Genomic DNA, 19,959 nt, shown 5'->3' on the forward strand with positions numbered 1-19,959 from the left:
TTTAATTATTAAAATTGGTTTTTGTTAGTTAGTTATTTTTTACACTTTAAAAAGTTAAATCAAGTATTAACTTAATAAGTGTATTTATTACAAATATAGAAAAATATCTTGCAAACACAATCGGTTGTGTAATTTTTTATTGATAAGTATAAAAAAAATATGCCTTAAAAAAATAGTTACTTCATATTTAAGCCTAAAAATATAAGAATATAGCAAAACAAACTATAACGTTATAGCTATCTTTAATGAAAATTATGTGTTCTTGGAATATTCTTAAAGAAAATATAAAAATGAAAAAATCTGCTTTCTGATCTAAAAAAAATAAAATTATCGAGATTGCGGGGCGATAAACCAACAAAAATTACCAGTAAAATCGTACATTACACAGTAATAATCTGATCTACCAATCATTAAAATTCTAAAAAACCATCTTTAAAACAATCGATTGTTTGTTTTCATAAAAAAACCTTTCATTTTCATGAAAGGTTTTTAAAACAAATTCTCAGAAATAAACTTTTTGTCTTCTAAACAATCGCTACTAAAATATTTCTATAAAAATGCACGATTATAGTAACGCCAATCTTCGTAAGCTATTTACATCTATTATACATTTTAACAATAACACACTTACAACGTTCTTTGGCTATCACATAACTCAAATTAGAAATTAATGATCCTAACAAGATTAAAATAAATTCCTTTAAAAATTAAAATTGAATTTTGCATCCCAAAATATTTCATGTTTTGGCACATTCAAACTATAAAATTCAGCAGCCCTGTTTGATACGCCCTCTTCTTTTTCAGCAAGACCACGAACTAATCTTCTCTGCAAAATCTTTCTTCTAAAATTAGTCTTATTGATTTTAATGCCTAAGATTATTTCATATAAATAAATTACTTGAAGCAAAGTAAATTTTTCAGGCAAAAGATTGAAGCATACTGCGCTACAGCAAATATTCTTTCGCAATTCCTTAATGCTGAAATCAATCACTGCCATATATTTTTCCTCTAAATCAGCTATATTGTGTACATCAACCCAGATCACATTAGATTGCAATTCGTCATCATCAATTTTTTTTTCTTTGCTCACCATTGCATAGTATCCGATTGAGATATTTTCGCGAAATGATGCTGATGAGTGATAGCCAAATGCCCGTAATTGTTCCAAAAAGAAGTCATCTTCTGAAATATATTTTTTCAAAATCTTTTGTGCCGTTTTTAATATTGTCTGCCCCTCTTCCAAACTGGCACTAGGTAATCTCCAGTTACCATTCGTTGCATCATTTTCATTTTTGACAAGCAAAACTTTTAGGCTTCTGTCTTCAAAACAGAATATTACACAGTCAATTTCTATCTTATTTTCTTGACTTAAATTAAAACCTACTCTCTCTTCTGAGTCTTCTTTTTTCATAGAAATAAAATTAAAACTCTCTTCTAATCAAATAATCTTCTTATTCCGTAGGGATCAATCGTTACGATCGAACCGTCTTCCAGATAGTCGATTTTGGTAACCTTCATGCTTCTCAAATGCGTCACCCCTTTTGAAAGGCTTGAATCATGGTAGAACAGATACCACTCGCCTTCCACTTCGCAGATCGAATGGTGCGACGTCCAGCCTATCACCGGATTCAGGATTCTTCCCTGATACGTAAATGGCCCGTACGGACTGTCTCCGATAGCATAGCAGATGAAATGCGTGTCTCCCGTCGAATACGAGAAATAGTATTTTCCGTTGTATTTGTGCACCCACGAAGCTTCAAAAAAACGGCGCGCATTATCCCCTGCCAGAAGCCCATTTCCGTTTTCGTCCAAAATCTGGATTTCTCTCGGCTCTTCTGCGAACTCGAGCATATCATCTCTTAACAAAGCCACAATCGGCCCCAAGGCTTTTTCACCCGCAAGAGGCTCTTCATTGTTTTCATGATATTTATTCTTGCGGTATTTCTGAAGCTGTCCGCCCCAGATTCCCCCAAAATAGATGTAATGTTTCCCATCTTCATCTTCAAAAACCGCAGGATCGATGCTGTAGCTGCCTTTTATGGCGTCCTTTTCAGGAACAAAAGGTCCTACTGGAGAATCTGAAACCGCTACGCCGATCTGGAAAATTCCGCTGGCGCGTTTGGCAGGGAAATACAGATAGTACTTTCCGTTTTTATGCGCGGCATCGGGCGCCCACATCTGTTTCTCGGCCCAGGCAACGTCATCCACATGCAAGGCAACCCCATTGTCGACGGCTTCCGATGAAATGTCCTCCATCGAAAAGACATGGTAATCCTCCATTCCGAAATGGTCGCCGTTGTCATTAAATGGAATCCCCGCATCGATGTCGTGCGACGGATAAATGTAAATCTTTCCGTTGAATACATGCGCCGAAGGATCGGCGGTGTAGATATGGGAAACTAAAGGCTTGGAAATTGCCAGATTGCTTATTTCTTCAAAATTAATGTGTTCAATGCTGTCTTCAGGCATAGTGATATTTTTCTTTAATAATTAACTTCTTCTTTCTTTCAGTTCTGTTTCGGTGAAATCTAAAAATCTGTGAGCTGAATTTTATTCTCTTTGCTTGGCTATGCAATTGTCTCTTTTTTCACAATCGCTAGGATAATAGTTTCAGAAATGGCAAAAATAATATTGTTTCCCGATAAAAACAATCGGTTGTGTAAAATTATACAAAAAAACATACTATGCAAATTTAGTTTGCTTTATTTAGGCTATTTCTAATCAACAACCGATTGCTAATATACTTAATCAAAAACTTATTAAATTCTAGTTTGGCTAGTTTTTAAGACTTTCAAATTCAAAATATTCATAGTATTATTTCCTTTAAATTAATGTGACAAAAAAGAAACTGCTATTACATAAAATGTAATAGCAGTTTCTTTTAAGGACAAAAAAATTTTAAACTCTCTTCGAAGATTCACGCACCAATACTTCAGTATTTAGAAAAGTGATTTCTTTTGCTTCTTCTTCTTTATGAAATTCTATAGTATCAATGACAATATTTGCTGCCGCTTTTCCCATTTTTTCTGCAGGATGCGTAATCGTTGTAATATTCGGCTCGATTATCTCTGAAATGGGATCATTGTTAAAACCAATTACAGCAAAATCCTGCGGAACTTTAATTCCTTTCTTTTTTGCTGTTTGTACGGCGCTAACAGCAAGAATGTCTCCTGGCGCAAAAAGTCCATCGGGAGGCGATTTTAGCCCAAACAGTTTATTGCAGGCTTTAACGCCAGCATCATAAGTCATTGCTTTCAGATTTATAATCAATTCCTCTCTCAATGGCAGACCATAATCAGCTAGTGCATCTATATAGCCTCTTTTTCTTTCATTATAAAGATTGCCGAATTCAGCACCTGCTGTCATATGTGCAATTCTTTTACAGCCTTGTTCTATCAGGTGTTTTGTTGCTTTATATCCTGCCGTATAATTATCAATAACCACCCTAAAAGTATTAAAGTCTTTAGGCACACGGTCAACAAATACAAGAGGAATATTATTATTTGAAAATTGCTGAAAGTGAGAAGTATCTTTTGTCTCCATTGCCAACGAACAAATAACACCGCTGACCCTACTGCTATAAAGCGATTTAGTCATATTAACTTCATCTTCATAAGAATCATGCGACTGCATAATAATAACGGAGTAATCAGATTTTCTGGCAGTGATTTCGATACCGCTGATCAAAGATGATAAGAAAGGCTGTGTGATAGTTGGAATTAAAACGCCAATAGTTTTAGACTTGTTGCCTCGTAATCCCGCTGCTAAAGTATTGGGAACAAATCCCATTTCTTCGGCTGTCTTTTTAACTTTCTTAATAGTCTTATCACTTATGGTATGATGGTCTTTTAAAGCTCTTGAAATTGTCGATGTAGCCAGATTAAGTCTCTTTGCAATATCATAAATTGTTACATGTCTGTGTTCTTCCATTTACTATATGATTAGTCGTAAATTTTAAATAGAATTTAAAAAATCGGTCAAGTATTTCAACACTATTATTCTTCACTTTACCAACTAATTTACTGAAAATCAATATAAAATGAAATTTTTATCATAAAAAATCATCAATACTACAGTAAAAAGGCATTATTTTTTAAATAATGATCTAAAGTTAAAATATTTTTCTTTTCTTTACACAATCGGTTGCAATTTATTTTTTAATAAAAATACAGCACTCCATCAGTTCGCAACATCAGTAAAAATTATTCATATGAAAACAAAAAAATTAAAGTATCAAATTCTGGTATTAATCTCGCTTTGGTGTACGGCACAAAACAAAGACCCTAAATTTCCATTTCAAAATACTGATCTTACTTTTGAAGAACGAGTGGAAAACTTGGTGAGCCAATTAACATTGGAAGAAAAAGTAGCGCAAATGTTAAATGCGGCACCTGCCATACCACGGCTGGGAATTCCTGCTTATGACTGGTGGAACGAAACGCTTCACGGCGTTGCAAGAACTCCCTTTAAAACAACAGTTTTTCCACAGGCTATTGCAATGGCCGCTACTTTTGATAAAAATTCACTTTTCAAAATGGCCGATTATTCTGCTCTAGAAGGCAGAGCCATTTACAATAAAGCTGTCGAGCTTAATAGAACCAAAGAACGCTATTTAGGACTTACCTACTGGACGCCAAACATTAACATCTTTAGAGATCCAAGATGGGGACGCGGACAAGAAACTTACGGAGAAGACCCTTATCTGACGGCTGTTTTGGGCGATGCTTTTGTAAAAGGCCTTCAAGGAGACGATCCTAAATACCTAAAAGCCGCGGCTTGCGCAAAACACTACGCTGTCCATAGCGGACCAGAATCTTTGCGCCACACTTTTGACGTTGATGTAACTCCATATGAACTTTGGGACACCTATTTGCCTGCTTTCAAAAAACTAGTCACCAACTCCAAAGTCGCAGGGGTTATGTGCGCCTATAATGCCTTTAGAACCCAACCTTGCTGCGCCAGTGATATCTTAATGAATGATATTCTAAGAAATCAATGGAAATTTACGGGTTATGTCACATCTGACTGCTGGGCTATTGATGATTTTTTTAAAAACCATAAAACACATCCTGATGCGGCATCTGCTTCAGCCGATGCAGTGCTTCATGGAACAGATATCGACTGCGGAACAGATGCTTATAAATCACTTGTTCAAGCGGTTAAAAATGGACAAATCACTGAAAAACAGATTGATGTTTCTGTAAAACGTCTTTTTATGATCCGTTTCAGACTGGGCATGTTTGATCCTGTGTCAATGGTAAAGTATGCTCAGACTCCAAGTTCGGTATTAGAATCAGAGGAGCATAAAGAACATGCTCTAAAAATGGCTAGACAATCAATAGTACTGCTTAAAAATGAAAAAAATACGCTTCCATTAAGCAAAAAATTGAAAAAGATTGTTGTTTTAGGTCCAAATGCAGATAATTCAATTTCTATACTTGGAAACTATAATGGAACTCCATCCAAACTAACAACCGTTTTACAAGGCATTAAAGAAAAAATAAGTCCTGAAACTGAAGTAGTTTATGAAAAAGCCATCAACTTTACAAATGACACTTTGCTGGTTTACAAAGATCTTAAGAGCCGTTATTCTTATGAAGGAAAACAAGGTTTTAAAGCTGAATACTTTAATAACAATACATTATCTGGCACACCTGAAACTACAAGAACTGAATCTGAAATAAATAATTTCTGGCAGGAAGGAGAAATGGTTACCCAAAACATCAAAGCCAATCATTTTTCGGCGCGCTATACTACTAATTTTAAAGCAGATGAAGATGGTTCTATTACTTTTGAAATCGCTGCAGATGACGGCTATAGATTTATTGTTGATGGAAAAGAAGTTATAGACGCTTGGGGGAAAAACAGATGGGGAGCAAAAACCTACAAACTGCAAACCAAAAAAGATTCTGTTTACAAATTAGTGTTGGAATACTGGCAAGGTGAAGGAAAAGCTGAAGTAGCTCTGCAAACAGGGAATTTTATAAAAACAGATTTTGCCAATCTAATTGAACGCCATAAAAATGCAGATGCTTTCATTTTCGCTGGAGGTATTTCACCTCAACTTGAAGGAGAAGAAATGCCTGTTGACGCGCCTGGATTTAATGGCGGAGACCGCACTTCTATCCTGCTTCCAGAAGTACAGACAAGACTTTTAAAAGCGCTTCAATCGTCTGGAAAACCAGTAGTTTTTCTGATAATGACCGGTAGTGCAATAGCTGTTCCGTGGGAAGCTGAAAATATTCCCGCTATACTCAACATTTGGTATGGAGGACAATCTGCAGGTACGGCCTCTGCAGATGTCATTTTTGGCGACTATAATCCTGCAGGAAGGCTTCCTGTAACCTTTTATAAAGGCGATTCTGATCTATCTTCTTTTGTTGATTATAAAATGGATAATAAAACATATCGTTACTTTAAAGGCATTCCTCTATACGGATTTGGCTATGGTTTAAGCTATACTGAATTTAAATACAGCGGACTAAAAACTCCCGATAAAATAAAGAAAGGACAGCCAGTCACTATTTCTGTTAAGGTTACCAACACTGGAAAAATGGAAGGAGAAGAAGTGGCGCAATTGTACTTAATTAACCCGAATACGTCAATAAAATCACCTTTAAAAAGCCTCAAAGGATTTGAAAGGTTCAATTTGAAACCTGGCCAAAGTACAGTTGTCAATTTCACACTTTCTCCAGAAGATCTTTCTTATGTAACAGAAAGCGGAAACTTAAAGCCTTATGAAGGTAAAATTCAAATTGCCGTTGGAGGCTCTCAGCCAGATGAAAAAAATCAAACAAAGAGTAATAGCATAACTCAAACTTTAGAGATAAAAAATTAATTATTAATGCCTGCAAACTTTAATTTATTCGCAGGCGTGTTGTTAGCATTTATTAAAAAAACTAAAAAATGGACAAGACAATAGACCAATTATCGGCAGATAATATTAGAGCCTTAGCAATATCAATGGTTGAAAAAGCCAATTCTGGACATCCTGGAGGGTCAATGGGAGGAGCAGATTTTATGCATATTTTATATTCTGAATATTTAAAATATGATCCAACCGAAATGAACTGGATTTACAGAGATCGTTTCTTTATGGATGCTGGGCATTTATCGGCTTTAATGTATGCTCAGTACTATCTTTTGGGAAATTATGAAAAAACCGATCTTGAAAACTTCAGACAGTGGGGTTCTGTAACGCCTGGACACCCAGAAATTGATGTAAAGAGAGGAATTGAAAACACATCAGGTCCGTTGGGACAGGGACATGTTATGGGTATTGGAGCTGCCATCGCGGCCAAATTTCTATCGGAAAAATTTGATAATTTATTCGATCATAAAATATACGGTTTTATAACAGACGGAGGTGTTCAGGAAGAAATTTCGCAGGGAGCAGGAAGAATTGCAGGACATTTAGGGCTAAACAATTTTATCATGTTTTATGATTCTAATGATGTGCAATTATCTTCAATGACCGACGAAGTAACCAGTGAAAATACAGCCGCAAAATATGAATCTTGGGGATGGAAGGTCATCACTATTGACGCTCACAATCATACTCAAATACGCTCTGCACTAAACGCCGCAAATGCCGAATTAAAAAGGCCCACGCTTATTATTGGAAGAACAATTATGGGAAAAGGCTGCGTTACTTCTGACGGAACATTATACGAAGGTCAATGTGAACTTCACGGCAAACCAATTGGAGCAACAAAAGCGGACTTTATAAAAACACTCGAAAATTTGGGCGCTGATCCAAAAGATTCTTTTGCCATTTACAGTAGCGTTGAGGACCATTATAAAAAAGTTTTAGAACAAAAAACTAGGGATGCTGCTGAAAGAAAATCAAAAATTTTGGCTTGGGAAAATCAAAATCCTGAGTCTGCCAAAAAGATAAAACAGTTTTTCAGCGGAGAGCTTCCTGAAATGGACTTCGGCTCTATAACTCAAAAAGCTAATGCGGCAACACGCGATGCTTCTGCAGAGGTTTTAGGTTATTTGGCCGAAAAAGTGGAAAACATGATTGTTTCTTCTGCAGATTTGTCGAACAGCGATAAAACGGATGGTTTCTTGAAAAAGACTTCAGTGATGCAAAAAGGTAACTTTAGCGGAGCATTTCTTCAAGCTGGTGTTGCCGAACTTACTATGGCCGCAATTGCAAACGGAATGTCTCTGCATGGAGGAGTAATTCCTGTTGTCGCGACTTTCTTTGTTTTTTCTGATTACATGAAACCCGCCATGCGTCTTGCGGCAATTCAAGAACTTCCTGTAAAATATGTATTTACGCACGATTCGTTTAGAGTTGGAGAAGACGGACCAACCCATCAGCCAATTGAACAAGAAGCTCAAATTAGGCTTTTGGAAAAAATAAAGAACCATTCGGAGCATCAGAGCTTTTTAGCACTGCGCCCAGCTGATGCAACTGAAACTTTGGTAGCATGGCAAATGGCAGTTGAAAATAAAATAACTCCGACGGCATTAATCCTTTCGAGACAAAACATCAAAGATCTTCCGTACAAGGATCCAAAGTTCGAGACGGCATCACAAGCTAAAAAAGGCGGTTATCTGGTTAAAGAAACCCAAAATCCAGATCTTACTTTAATTGCAAACGGATCTGAGGTTGCCACTCTTTTAGAAGCGGCATCTGAATTGGAAAAAACAAAACAATTAAAGATAAATGTTGCTTCGATAATTTCTGAGGGCATTTTCAGATCTCAAGCAAAAGAATATCAAGAAAGTATAATTCCAAAAGACGGATTGGTTTTCGGTTTAACGGCAGGGCTTCCTATTAATCTTGAAAGTTTAGCAGGTTCCAGAGGAATTGTATATGGCTTAGATCATTTTGGCTACTCAGCACCAGCTTCGGTTTTAGATCAAAAATTTGGATTTACGGCTGAAAATATTAGCAATGAGATATTGAAGTATTTGGAAACTCAGAGACAATAGAAACTAAACGATTCTATACAATTTAAAAAGCCAGAAAAAGAATTTCTGGCTTTTATAATTTTCAAAAATGAGTAAACATTATTCCTTTTGATCTACAAAAACATATAGCTTTTGAACTTTATTGTTTTCAATCACAAACAAATCCATACCGCTAACAACAGATGGTTTTGCTTTTGAACCAAATTGCCAATACAATCTCACTATATTATGATTGATTTCAATAGATTTGGCTGAAAACCTTAAATCAGGATTTTTAGTCTGAAGCTCTACAATGAATTTACTGATATCTTCAAATCCTTCAGCAATAAAATGACGATCTACCATTTCTACATCAGCAGCGTAAACTTGATTCAATAAAACTTTACGTTTTGCTTCGTCTCTTTCATTCCAGATCTTCAGATGATTTTCCACTATCAATGTGTTCTTTTTAGAATCAAAATCATCAACCGTTTTTTTGATTGTTTTATTTTTTGGAGACCATAAGACCGTTTTTGGGTTTGCTTTCTCGTAACCTTTTCCGCTTGGATAAGAAACCAATTCCATTTTAGAGCCCCAAGGTGTTTCAAAATAAACCCAAGATTCACCTGCTGTATCTCCAGAAGGCATTGTAAATGGTTCTCCTATTATTTTTACGCCTTTACTTTTTAAATATTCTACCGCTGCATTAATATCATTTACATAAAAAGCAATATGAGACGCTCCAATATCATCTGTATTGGGATGAGTTTTACTTCCTTTATTATCAGCATATTCAAATACTTCTATACTTGCTCCATTTCCTGCATTAATCATTTTTATAGTTACGGCTCCAGTATCAGGATTAATATGGTTTAGCTTTTTCCAATCAGCGTCAAGCGGAATTGGTCCTAATTGTGTTACGGGTGTAAAACCAAGCACATCACTAAAGAATGTAACGGCTTTATTAAGATCTGGAACATTAATCCCGACATGATCAATTCCGACAATTCCTGCACTATTTTGTGCTACTGTTTTATCTGAGGCAGAAAATAATATTAGTAAATGAAGCATTGCTGCCGCTGATGTTTGTACTTTTTTATTCGATTTCTTATAATTTGTTCTCATGAATATATTTACGTTTGTTATTCTTAAATTCAATTAAAAGGGAAATTAATTAGTGTACGCTGCAACCCATTTTGCTTTAATATTGGCGCGGGCTTCTATAAATTCTTTGTCGGTTCCTTGAGCAATGGCATCAAGCGGAAAACGAAGCGGTCTCTCCCCTTTTTTCATATTTACCAATTCCAGAATACCATCCGCTATTGTTTGCGGATTCATTTCAAACTGAGCCATTTTACCAAATAATGCTGTCCCTAATGCATTGAATTTTTCAGTTGCTGCATCACCGTATTCTTCAATAATTGCTGTTTTATCTGCATGAATACCAGCTTTCGATCCGTTATTCATTTCGGTTGGATAAACTCCAGGTTGGATGCTCACATTTTCAATTCCGTAATCTGCAAGTTCATCTTGTAATCCTTCTGTAAAGCTTTCTACTACCAATTTTGATGCGATGTACGGAATCATAAAGGAAGTGTATGTCCGCTTGCTCCAGTTGTAATGTTGATAACCAAACCATTTTTTTCTTTTCTCATAGAAGGAAGCACTGCCTGATACATACGAAGTACACTATAAACGTTTACATCAAACATTTTACGAACCTGATCAATTGAATATCCTTCTAAAAGACCGAAACCACTTACTGCCGCATTATTAATTAAGACATCAATTTTTCCGTATTTAATGATTACTTTTTCAACTGCATTTCTAACTGATGCGTCATCTGTAACATCAATATCTACTACTTCAATATTTTCTATTGCTTGAAGTTCTTTCGCGGCAGCGGCATTTTTATCATTTGTGTTTCGCATTCCTGCAATTACTGAGTGACCAGCATTAGCTAATGTTACCGCTGTTAATTTTCCAAAGCCTGTACTTGTTCCTGTAATGAAAATTGTTTTTGACATGATTTCTATTTTTTAAATGTTTATAATGTTTGTTTCTTTTGAACATTACAAAGTTGCGTCTAATGCAAAACCTGTACATTGATTAGAAATAAGTAAAAACTTGATATAGATCAAGAGTTTGAAAGCGGGCATAAAAAAAGGAGCTCTAAAAGCTCCTTATAGATTTATTTCTTTGCGGTTTGTTTCCGAATGCGACTCAGTGTTTCTGGTGTCATGCCCAGATATGAGGCAATCATAGTTTGGGGAATCCTTGAAGCAAACCCTGGATATTTATTTATGAAGTTTAAATATTTCTCTTCTGCTGTTAACGTCAGTGAAGCCTGAATTCTGTTTTGAGCGGCTATAAAACTTCTTTGCAGAATAGCATTGACCATATTATTAAATGCTGGAATTTCTCGACATAGCAATTCAAAGTTTTCATGGGTAAATAGTATCAGCTCGGTATCTTCAATAGCGTCAATATTAAAACGAGAGGGCTGCTGCAACATTAAACTTTCACGATCGCCTGTCCACCAGTTTTCAATACTAAAACTGTTTACGTGTTCACTGCCTTTTTCATCAACGGTATATGTTCTTACACAGCCTTGAGTTATAAAAGCATCGTATTTCCAGATGTCTCCTTCTTGGAGTAAATACTGTCTTTTACGAAGTTTTTTACTTATAGCAAATGATTTTATACGTTCTGATTCAGCCTGAGTCAATTCAGCTTTTTCGTCAAGATATTTTTGGAATATTTCATACATAGCATGTAAAATTATGCAAAAGGCTTCTGACCAACAAATTCAAAGTGAAATTGGACAAAACAATATTTCGTCAGTTATTTTAATACCTATTATATAAAAGCTCGATGTAATAATATAAAAATCAAGCACTAAGGTTTACTAATTTTAAAATAATTAAAAAAGAAGCTGAAAAAACATTCGATGCTTTTTTTAGAGAAAGTTTAAAAATTATAAAAAAGGAAATCATGGAAAATAATAAGCAAAATCTAGAAAAAAACGAAGAAGAGCTTACCAATCAAAATGCAAACAGTGCTTATAGCGGATCTGGAGGTATGCAACCCGGAGGCAGTAATGGTGAAGCCGGACGATTAAGCGATTATGATGAGGAAAATACAGAGGAAAACTCTACTTCAAATGAAAAGAAAAATCATAATCCAGAAGGAAAAAGTGTTGAAGAAGCAACCGATCCTTCAAAACTTACTAAGATTTAAAAAATCACATTTGTATAACATTAAACTAAAAGAATATGTCAAGAGAAAATTACGATAGCTACGATCAGGAAGATCTTATCTATCACGCAGCAGATCATTCGGCAAGCGATTCAATCAATTCTGAAACTATGGAGAAAAAAGATCCGGCCATCAATCAGCACGAAGACGAGTCACAGAGACACAAACACACTCCTGAATATCAAGAAAGGGAAGAAAATGAAAATGACACTTCTGATCCTTTCTTTCAAAAAAATGCGCCTATTGCGCAAGATTTAGATGAAGATCTTAAAGGGGAGGACGACAACGATGATGAGTTTGATAATGATGCAAACAGAAGAACTTTAGACGAAACAAAACCTGATGAAGATGAGGATGATGAAGAGTAAATCAATGCTTCTTTGTTTCAAAAAGTAAATCCTGAAAAGAAAGTTTTAAAAATTCTTTTCAGGATTTATTTTATTGGCTAAATCTTTTTGCGAGTTTAATCTGCAACATATTTATTATTCCAATACAGCATTAATAAAAGCGTTACGATAATACACGAGGCGGTTCCTTCAAAAAGTAAAGAAAGACAATAAGAAGTTACCGATGGCTCTCCACCAAACATAAAAGCTTCTGATAATGATTTTACATATTTATCGCCTCCTTTGGCATAACTGTAAATAAGAAGAGCCACTATGCTTATCACGACAGCAGTAAATGAAGTAACCATAGCCGATATGGCATTGGGAACGAATTCGTTTTTTCCTTCGGCAAGATTCATTTTCAAACTTCGGTTTACACCATAAAAAATGAAAATTACATTTAAAAGTCTTAAATAAAATAGATTCGAAAGATTTAATAGCTCCATCAAAAGAAAGAACAATGCAATTCCGACGAATATTAAAAATCCGTTGATAATTTCTCTTTGCAATTTCATAATTATAGTTTTTTAATTCAACAATAATCTAACAAACAATAAATTACAAAATAACTTAAGAAATCATCAATGCGATTTTACGATTACTTTTTAAACTTATAAAATACCCACAAAGACATTACATATACCCTTCTCCATCTGTCTTATTTAATTTTGAAAAAGTGAAACTCGAAAAAATCGTAAAAACGGCCAATGTAATAAAAGTGTATTCAAAGGCTTTGGAAGTATCCAACCCAAAAATACCTGTCTGAAATAAGGAAAGCGCAAGACTGGCAACGGAAACTCCAAAACTTACCGAAAGCTGCTGCATAATAACCAGCATGGTATTTCCTCCGCTGGCCGTATCTTGATCGAGATCTGAAAGCGTAATGGTATTCATAGCCGACATTTGAATAGAAGTGAAAATTCCGTAGAATATCATTAGTAAAATATAGTATCCTAACGGTGTTTCTTTCGTCACAAATCCTAGGATTATCAAAATAAATCCCAGCAAAATGGTGTTGCTTATTAATACTGTTCTGTATCCAAAAAATTTGATAATTTTTACCATAAAAGGCTTTACAGCCACATTTGACAATGCAGAAGGCAACAATAACAATCCTGACACAGATGCCGAATAGCCAAAACTTGTTTGCAGCATGAGCGGCAATAACAATGGCAGTCCGCCTATTCCCAATCTCGTAATCAAACTTCCTATTAATCCAATTTTTAAGGTTCTAATATTTAAGAGTTGCAGATCTATTATTGGTTTTTCGGTTCTTTTGTAGTGAATATAATAAAAGAGAGAAAGCAACCCTGATAAAAACAGCAAGCTCAAAATTACAATCATATGTATCCTCCCGCTTCCAATAAGCTCTAAAACCAAGGTAATGGAAATAAGCGCCAAGCTGAAATAAATCAATCCTCTAAAATCAAATCTTCCTACTGCGTGTTTAAAATTTGGCATAATGCGATATGCCATAGAAATGCCTATGAAACCGATTGGAATATTTATTAGAAAAATCCAATGCCAGCTAAAATTATCAGAGAGAAAACCTCCTAAACTTGGGCCTGCCACCATTCCTAATAATCCAAATAAGGTTATAAAATTCATCGTTTTAAGCAGTTCGTTTTTTGGATATTGATATAAAATAGCCAATCGGGCAATAGGCACCATCATTGAAGCGCCAATGGCTTGTAAAACACGTGCCATATTTAGCGTTTTTAAATCAACTGAAAGGGCACAAAACAAAGATCCCGTCATAAACATTAATACGGCAATCATAAACATCGTTCTCGTGCCAAATCTATCTGCGAGCCATCCAGAGAGCGGAATAAACATGGCCAATGTAAGCGTATATGTTACAATAACCGAATCCATTTCGGTTGCTGAATATCCCATATTTTTAGCTATTGACGGCAACGAGGTATTCAAAATAGTACCATCTAATGATTGCATAAACATAGCGATTGCCGTTACCCAAGGAAGCAGATATACTGCATTTTGTTCTTTTTTTTCTTCTTTATTATTTAGCATCCTTTAATTACAGATAAAAGCTTGATTAATAACTATATTGTAAATTAATAAAAAAAAGCTCTTAAAAGTGTTAAGAGCTTTTCCTTTAGCAGAAATGAAATTACTTTTTAATCGAATCTGTTTTAATATTCTGATTTCCTTTCTGAGTTGATCCATCTGTTCCCGAACCCGTTGCCCCTTCTCCAGTTGCTCCTGTTGTACCATTCTGACCATTTTGATCAGAATTTAAGGTTGCCGACGAGTCTACTGCTGGCCCAACTGTATCGACTGACATGTTCATAGTGTCTGCTTGATTATCATTTGGATATGCATTGTTATTTTCATTCTTTTTACATGAAAATAAAGCTGTCACTACAAGCAGCATAACGATTGTTTTCAAAAATGTCTTCATAATTCAAGTTTTTTTAAAATTTTTATAAAACTAAATTAAACCACTGTATATCAATGATTTTATATAATTTCAAAAAGCCTTTATAAAAATCAGAGCAATTGAAGACATCGCTGATGTAAAATGTGTAAATCAAGTTATTAATCTTGTAAAAAATACTTCAAAAGACTGTCGAAATTTGTTATTCAAGCTACAATATTATTCTCGAAGCTTGTTTAACTTATTGTATCTTTTAAAAACAAATAGCTATGAATACAGTATTATCCAAACAAAATCAGTCTTCAAAATCATTATTAAAAAATAATGTATCAAAACTAGAAAGAGTTTTAATGGTTACAAGTGGCGCTTATCTTTTGTACAATGCTCTTTCTAAAGAAAATAAAAGTATTACACAAGCGGGAGCTGGAGGTGCAATGCTACTGCGCGGCATTTCTGGTTATTGCCCAATTTATGATGCCGCAGACCATTTAATGCATGACAAAGCCTCGAATATAAATATCAGAGTAAATAGCGTAATCAATAAACCTGTAAGCGAAGTGTATGCCTTTTGGAGAAACTTAGAAAATTTACCAAAGTTCATGAATCATCTGGATTCTGTAAGACCTGCAAGTTCTACAATTTCTGAATGGACAGCAAAAGGTCCAGGCGGAATTGGGAAAATATCTTGGAATGCCGAAATCATAAGAGATGAAAAGGACAAACTTTTAAGCTGGAATTCTATTGAAGGATCTTCTATTAAAAATGCTGGAAAAGTTGTCTTTAAACCAAAAGGAAAAGCAACAGAACTAGATGTTACAATTTCGTATCATGCGCCACTTGGAATTGCAGGCGAAAGCGCTGCCAAACTTTTAAATCCTTATTTTGAAAAGTTAGTAAAAGATGACATTTCTAATCTTAAAGTCTATCTTGAAACTAACCAAGAATAAGAAAACGCTACTGTTTCTTGTATTTATTTTTTTGTAGAAAAACGTCTTCATTTATGGAGGCGTTTTTTGTTTGTTGTAATAATAACCTATTGTTTGATTATGCAAAAACTATAAAAAGTGAAATAAATCTTATAAAATTTTATTCCGTGATTTTTTAAACTTTGAGAATAAATAACAAATAAAATGAAAACATTTTTTAGAAATAACGGATTGTGTATCTGCTTCTTAGTCTTATTTATCGGATCTTTAGCAGGCCAGATTATATTAGGATTTAAAGAGCATAATAAAGAACTGATTGATGAAGGTGCAAATACGATCACTTTTATAGCGTATCTCACTTCTGGGCATTTTTTTCAATCGACTTTTGAAAATTGGGAAAGTGAATTTTTACAAATGGCTTTGTTTGTAGTCTTTACCATTTTTCTAAAACAAAAAGGCTCTTCAGAATCCAAAAAAATAGACGAACCAGAAGAAGTAGACCGCGAACCAGATCCAACAAAAAAAGATGCGCCTTGGCCAGTTAAAAAAGGAGGTTTTATTTTGAAGATTTACAAGCACTCGCTCACTATTATGCTTCTGCTTCTGTTTTTAATATCATTTATTATTCATTTTTACGGAAGTCTGAAAGATGAAAACGAACAGCTTCTCAGAAAAGGAGAACCATTAGAAACTGTGTCTTCTTATTTAGGAAATTCAAGATTTTGGTTTGAATCTTTTCAGAATTGGCAAAGTGAATTTCTTTCTGTTTTTGCTATTATTATGCTATCGATATATTTGCGCCAGATTGGGTCCTCACAGTCAAAACCAGTTGATGCGCCTCACATGGAAACTGGCGGATGATTTAGCCATAAAAATTAAGTTATCAACTTTTATAAAATATTTTCAGCTTATTTAAAATGGAATTACGTTGAAACGGTAAATAAGCTAGGTAAACTAAAAATTAAAGGTGAAGTTTTTATTTAAACTTCACCTTTAAAATTATTTCCAAGGATCTAAAACCACTTTGACACAGCCGTCTTCTCTTTTTTTGAAGATATCATATGCATGTGAAATTTCAGATAGTGGAAGCCTGTGGGTAATAATATCATCAAGTTTTACTTTTCCCTGAACCACATAATCTAAAAGTTTGTCTATGTGTTTGTGTGCAGGTGCCTGTCCTCCCTTTAAAACTATTCCCTTGTCAAAAAACTGCCCTAAAGGAAAATTATCATAATTAACAGGATACACTCCCAATACCGATACTATTCCGTTTCTTCTCACGGCACTCATACAAGCTTCTAATACTTTAATCGATCCTTTTTCAAAATTGATAGTTGCTTTTATACGATCGGCTATATTTCGGTCGGGTTCAAAACCTACAGCATCAATGCAGACATCTGCACCGCGTCCGTTGGTCATTGCTCGAATCTGCTCGATAACATCTTTTGGGCCATCTTCCCAAAGTAAGGTAACCGAATCGGTTGTTGCTTTAGCCTTATCCAGTCGGTATTGCAGTGTATCTACAATAATAACTAAACCTGCGCCACGAAGCCATGCACTTTTTGCAGCCATAATTCCAACAGGACCAGCTCCAAAAATAGCGACGGTTTCCCCGCCTTTTACCTCTCCCCAATCAACCCCCGTATAACCAGTGGGAAAAATGTCAGTCAGGAAAAGCACCTGCTCGTCTGATAAATCTTCAGGCACTATCCTCGGACCATAATTAGCATAAGGAACTCTGACATATTGTGCTTGACCTCCATCATAACCTCCATATAAATCAGTATAGCCAAACAGTGCTCCGCCTTTCTCAGTCATAATTCCGCCTTCAGGCCCATAATTTTCCGTATTACTGTGTTCGCAATTTACAGGCGAATCATGAGTGCAGAAAAAACAATTTCCACAGGCAATAGGAAACGGAACCACTACACGGTCGCCTCTCTTGAGATTCGTAACTGTAGATCCTGTTTCTTCTACAATACCCATAAATTCGTGACCTAAAACCATAGGCCGTGGCTGCGGAATTCCTCCTGAATAGATATGAAGATCAGATCCGCAGATTGCGGTAGAGGTCACTTTCAAAATTATATCGTCTTTTTCTTTTAAAATCGGATCGTCGACTGTATCATACTTGATAGAGCCAGGTCCATGAATAACTGCTGCTTTCATAATAATAATTTTTAAATTAATTATTACTAATTAACTATAAACAAACAAGTTGTGATTACATCATTAATAGTTACTCTTACAAAATACAGTCTCGAATGTGCAAATGGAAAACCTACATTTTATATGATAAAACAAATGAAAATGAAAATCATGCAGCATAGTATTACAAATTATATAAAAAACGGTGTGCATGGTAAGTTTATATTTATCACAAAGAATTGAATTTGATATCTTGAATCAATTAGAAAAAAAACAAAGGCCCGTTTTAAATAAAACAGGCCTCATCATTTACAATAAAATTGAGAAGCAACATTTATGGTCTTGTGCCATTAATTGAGTCTCTCGTTGGCGGAACAGTAGTCGGGTTAGTTGACTTTGGAGTTCCTTTCTTTTTATCAGTACGCTGTTTGTTGACTGTATCAGTCTTTCGTGTTGAAGGATACTGCTTATTCTTTTTATGATGAACAGTATCAGTTTTTGGAGAAGATTTTTTCTTCCCCGGAATTGTATCCTGAGCTGATGCAAAACTAAAACACAAAAGCATACAACCAATTAAAAATAAATTTTTCATAACAATCAATTTTAAATTAACAATTTGTTTATGAAACACTTTAGTGATGTCTCGTTGCAAATTTTATAAAGAAAGACCATAGTTATTTACACTATAAAACACTCGTTATTACATGATTACCATAAAACAAATCACTTAAAATATCATCTCAATGGCCTCAATAAAGCAAATACTAAATTCTACCGAAAACAGACAATATGCTTTGCCTGAACGAAAATGGAAATACTATCAGGAGTGGCATCATACTGTTTTTTTTCATTGGGAAGTTCCAGTATATTTTTTGGAGAAATATATTCCTAAAGATTTACAGCTAGACACTTACTCTTCAATGGCATGGGTTTCTCTTGTTTCTTTTGAAGTGAAAAATATGAGATTACGATACTTTCCTCCGTTGCCTTACATTTCAAATTTTGAAGAAATTAATATTAGAACATATGTTATTAAAGACGGAATTCCTGGTATCTATTTATTTTCTATTGAAACCAATAAATTAATCGAAGTATTGTTTTCTAGACTTTTTATCGGACTTCCTTATGAAAAAGCAGAAATTGAACGTTCAGGAAATCATCTTACTTCTCAAAATGTAAAGAAAAATCATCTTCTTGGTTTTAAAATTGGGGAAACAGCATCTCTTCAAAAAACCGATTTAGATTTATGGCTCTCCGAAAGACATTCGTTATATGAAATGTGTAATGGCAAAATCTGCCGTTTTGATATTCATCATAAAGAATGGGAACTTTTGGATCTAAACGTCAAGATACAAGATATTTGGTATGAGGCTGGGCAATTTATAATTAATACATATCCCGATAAAATTCACTACGCAGAAAAAACTCAAGTAGTATTATGGGGAAAAGTAAAAACTTAAACTGCAACAAACTGTAAATTATATAATTGCAAAGGATAGGTCATATAAATTTTACGTACATGCTAACGCTATTTTTACATGAAACAATAATTAATAACAACTTAAAAATAGCACTATGAATTTAAATGAAAAAGAAAATTACAGTCCAGAAGACCAATATTTTCAAGATGACGAAACCCGATATGAAAATGAACATCAATATGATGATATCGATATTGATGCACCGCCAGCAGATCATTCTATAAGTGATACTGCAGAGCCAGATTACGGAAACGAATTTGACGAAGATGAAATCAACAATCAGCAACTTGATGATGATGGTCCAAGTGGCGACGAATTCGATGAAGAATTTGAAGATGACGAAGATGAGGAAGATGAGGAAGACATTGACGATGATGAACTGACTCGAGAGAATTTAGAAGGAGATGAAACAGGAACAGATCCGAATCGGAATTTATAAAAATAAAACCCCGTTTGAA

The 19,959-nt window shown here is 34.8% G+C and carries 20 protein-coding genes; 8 read left to right on the forward strand and 12 right to left on the reverse strand.

Annotated elements, in window-relative coordinates:
* Positions 1–700 precede the first annotated feature (700 nt).
* From FF52_RS18190 to FF52_RS18200, 3 genes are all read right to left on the reverse strand, one after another.
* Positions 701–1,411 (reverse strand): NUDIX hydrolase, encoded by a 711-nt coding sequence (locus FF52_RS18190; protein WP_008467842.1) that lies wholly within the window; start codon positions 1,409–1,411, stop codon positions 701–703.
* A 23-nt stretch (positions 1,412–1,434) separates the two neighbouring features.
* Entirely contained in the window at positions 1,435–2,469 is a 1,035-nt protein-coding gene (locus FF52_RS18195; protein ID WP_008461911.1) for a glycoside hydrolase family 43 protein, read from the reverse strand.
* A 429-nt stretch (positions 2,470–2,898) separates the two neighbouring features.
* Positions 2,899–3,930 (reverse strand): LacI family DNA-binding transcriptional regulator, encoded by a 1,032-nt coding sequence (locus tag FF52_RS18200; protein WP_008467843.1) that lies wholly within the window; start codon positions 3,928–3,930, stop codon positions 2,899–2,901.
* 280 nt (positions 3,931–4,210) lie between these two features.
* Here FF52_RS18200 and FF52_RS18205 point away from each other — a divergent pair, with 280 nt between their 5' ends.
* Positions 4,211–6,838 (forward strand): glycoside hydrolase family 3 C-terminal domain-containing protein, encoded by a 2,628-nt coding sequence (locus FF52_RS18205; protein WP_008467845.1) that lies wholly within the window; start codon positions 4,211–4,213, stop codon positions 6,836–6,838.
* Positions 6,839–6,906: 68 nt separating this feature from the next.
* Positions 6,907–8,946, forward strand: a complete 2,040-nt coding sequence (locus tag FF52_RS18210; RefSeq protein ID WP_008467846.1) for a transketolase family protein — start codon at positions 6,907–6,909, stop codon at positions 8,944–8,946.
* A gap of 78 nt (positions 8,947–9,024) precedes the next feature.
* Here the strand turns inward: FF52_RS18210 and FF52_RS18215 are convergent, their stop codons facing one another.
* The 4 genes from FF52_RS18215 to FF52_RS18225 form a co-directional block, all read right to left on the reverse strand.
* The gene (locus FF52_RS18215; RefSeq protein WP_008467848.1) at positions 9,025–10,029 is read right to left on the reverse strand and encodes a VOC family protein; all 1,005 of its coding nucleotides are present in this window, start codon (positions 10,027–10,029) and stop codon (positions 9,025–9,027) included.
* A gap of 45 nt (positions 10,030–10,074) precedes the next feature.
* Positions 10,075–10,491, reverse strand: coding sequence for an SDR family NAD(P)-dependent oxidoreductase (locus FF52_RS23970; protein WP_262486386.1), 417 nt, complete (start codon positions 10,489–10,491; stop codon positions 10,075–10,077).
* Positions 10,488–10,931, reverse strand: coding sequence for an SDR family NAD(P)-dependent oxidoreductase (locus FF52_RS23975; protein WP_262486387.1), 444 nt, complete (start codon positions 10,929–10,931; stop codon positions 10,488–10,490). The genes FF52_RS23970 and FF52_RS23975 overlap by 4 nt, the downstream gene beginning before the upstream one ends.
* Before the next feature lie 164 nt (positions 10,932–11,095).
* Positions 11,096–11,674, reverse strand: coding sequence for a Crp/Fnr family transcriptional regulator (locus tag FF52_RS18225; RefSeq protein WP_008467850.1), 579 nt, complete (start codon positions 11,672–11,674; stop codon positions 11,096–11,098).
* A gap of 224 nt (positions 11,675–11,898) precedes the next feature.
* Between FF52_RS18225 and FF52_RS18230 the strand changes: the two genes are divergently transcribed.
* Positions 11,899–12,144 carry a hypothetical protein gene (locus FF52_RS18230; RefSeq protein ID WP_008467852.1) on the forward strand — a complete coding sequence of 82 codons (246 nt, stop codon included), beginning with the start codon at positions 11,899–11,901 and terminating at the stop codon, positions 12,142–12,144.
* A gap of 35 nt (positions 12,145–12,179) precedes the next feature.
* Entirely contained in the window at positions 12,180–12,530 is a 351-nt protein-coding gene (locus FF52_RS18235; protein WP_008467854.1) for a hypothetical protein, read from the forward strand.
* 95 nt (positions 12,531–12,625) lie between these two features.
* On the opposite strand, the gene FF52_RS18240 is transcribed toward FF52_RS18235, so the two are convergent.
* The 3 genes from FF52_RS18240 to FF52_RS18250 all read right to left on the reverse strand — a co-directional run bounded on the left by FF52_RS18240 (position 12,626) and on the right by FF52_RS18250 (position 14,970).
* The gene (locus FF52_RS18240; protein ID WP_008467857.1) at positions 12,626–13,063 is read right to left on the reverse strand and encodes a hypothetical protein; all 438 of its coding nucleotides are present in this window, start codon (positions 13,061–13,063) and stop codon (positions 12,626–12,628) included.
* A 118-nt stretch (positions 13,064–13,181) separates the two neighbouring features.
* Positions 13,182–14,579, reverse strand: coding sequence for a DHA2 family efflux MFS transporter permease subunit (locus FF52_RS18245; protein WP_008467858.1), 1,398 nt, complete (start codon positions 14,577–14,579; stop codon positions 13,182–13,184).
* A 100-nt stretch (positions 14,580–14,679) separates the two neighbouring features.
* The gene (locus tag FF52_RS18250) at positions 14,680–14,970 is read right to left on the reverse strand and encodes a hypothetical protein (protein WP_008467860.1); all 291 of its coding nucleotides are present in this window, start codon (positions 14,968–14,970) and stop codon (positions 14,680–14,682) included.
* A gap of 245 nt (positions 14,971–15,215) precedes the next feature.
* On the opposite strand from FF52_RS18250, the gene FF52_RS18255 reads away from it, so the two are divergent.
* Positions 15,216–15,893, forward strand: coding sequence for an SRPBCC family protein (locus tag FF52_RS18255; protein ID WP_008467862.1), 678 nt, complete (start codon positions 15,216–15,218; stop codon positions 15,891–15,893).
* Between the two features lie 183 nt (positions 15,894–16,076).
* Positions 16,077–16,733: a DUF6766 family protein gene (locus FF52_RS18260; protein WP_008467864.1), complete on the forward strand. Its 657-nt coding sequence runs from the start codon at positions 16,077–16,079 to the stop codon at positions 16,731–16,733.
* Between the two features lie 138 nt (positions 16,734–16,871).
* Here the strand turns inward: FF52_RS18260 and FF52_RS18265 are convergent, their stop codons facing one another.
* On the reverse strand, positions 16,872–18,041 hold the full coding sequence (locus FF52_RS18265) for a zinc-dependent alcohol dehydrogenase (RefSeq protein ID WP_008467866.1): 1,170 nt from the start codon (positions 18,039–18,041) through the stop codon (positions 16,872–16,874).
* A gap of 313 nt (positions 18,042–18,354) precedes the next feature.
* A complete protein-coding gene (locus FF52_RS18270; protein WP_008467867.1) occupies positions 18,355–18,612 on the reverse strand; it encodes a hypothetical protein in 258 nt (85 codons plus the stop codon).
* A 151-nt stretch (positions 18,613–18,763) separates the two neighbouring features.
* On the opposite strand from FF52_RS18270, the gene FF52_RS18275 reads away from it, so the two are divergent.
* Together FF52_RS18275 and FF52_RS23680 are read left to right on the forward strand one after the other, a co-directional pair.
* Positions 18,764–19,480: a YqjF family protein gene (locus FF52_RS18275; protein ID WP_008467868.1), complete on the forward strand. Its 717-nt coding sequence runs from the start codon at positions 18,764–18,766 to the stop codon at positions 19,478–19,480.
* Positions 19,481–19,595: 115 nt separating this feature from the next.
* Positions 19,596–19,940: a hypothetical protein gene (locus FF52_RS23680; protein WP_008467869.1), complete on the forward strand. Its 345-nt coding sequence runs from the start codon at positions 19,596–19,598 to the stop codon at positions 19,938–19,940.
* Positions 19,941–19,959 lie beyond the last annotated feature (19 nt).

Source organism: Flavobacterium sp. F52, assembly GCF_000278705.1.
In the GTDB taxonomy this organism is placed as follows: domain Bacteria; phylum Bacteroidota; class Bacteroidia; order Flavobacteriales; family Flavobacteriaceae; genus Flavobacterium; species Flavobacterium anhuiense.